Annotated in this window: 1 protein-coding gene; it reads right to left on the bottom strand. The window is 61.6% G+C overall.

The genetic code is table 11. The annotated features are described in order from the left end of the window. Positions 1 to 973: ABC transporter permease (locus tag JI62_RS23015; protein WP_240513319.1), on the bottom strand; the 973-nt coding region annotated here is incomplete at both ends.

Genomic DNA, 973 nt, shown 5'->3' with positions numbered 1-973 from the left:
GGCAGGCTCAGCAGCATCAGCCCCCCGGCCGCGCTCCCCGCCAGCCACAGGCTGTTGTTCACCGCTCGCCATGTGGCGCCTTGACGACCCACCACTTCGGCATAAGCGTTCAGGGTGGCGGTCTCGGCGTTTAGCGGCACGCCCATGGCGGGCACCAGCGAACTGATCACCAGCGCGAGCAGCGGTGCGACCAGAATAATCAGTAAGATACCTATCAGCGCGGCGGTGACTGGGGCTCGCCAGCGACCCAGGGTAAAGTCGTGGGAGCGGCCACTATGGCCGCCCAGCCCAAAGCGGCTGCGGTTCATCAATTGCTGCTGCAACGCCACCCCGGCCAGTGCCAGTAAACCAATCAGCAAGGAGAGCGCCGCCATCTCTGCTAACACCCCGGTGCCAAAGTTGGCCATACGCTGGTAGATCAGCGTGGGCAGCACGTAATAGCCGGCGGGAATACCCAGCATGGCGGGAATGCCAAAGTTACCGAGACTTGAGATAAACGCCATCGCGCCCCCAGCGATCAAACCGCTACGGGTCACGGGTAGAATAATATGGCCCCATACCTGGGTCTGTTTGGCGCCGCTAATGCGGGCCGCTTCGATCAGTTCCCGAGGCAGCGAAAGTAGGCTGGTGCGCAGCGCCAGAAACACCAGCGGTGCGCTCTGGATACCCAGCAGTAAAGCGATCCCTTCAGCGGAGTAGAGCGGCTGTGGACTGCCCAGTGGTGGCGCCAAGCCAATGCTTTTCAGTAGTGGGCTGGCCGGGCCAAAGAGCTGCAGCCAGCTTAACGCGGTGACCTGGGGAGGAATCATCATCGGCAGCATAAAGCAGAACACCAGCCACGCTTTGCCACGGATATTGGTGAGCGTGATCGCAAAGGCGAACAGGCTGCCCAGTACCAGGGAGATCAGCATGCCAAGCCCTGAGGTGTAGAGGCTATGCCAGAGTGCTCGCCACGTGCTGGCGCTGTTGAGTA

Source organism: Halomonas campaniensis (assembly GCF_002211105.1).
Taxonomy (GTDB): Bacteria; Pseudomonadota; Gammaproteobacteria; order Pseudomonadales; family Halomonadaceae; genus Vreelandella; species Vreelandella campaniensis_A.
The sequence above is the reverse complement of the archived record's forward strand: the minus strand, read 5'-3'. Positions and strand labels throughout refer to the sequence as shown.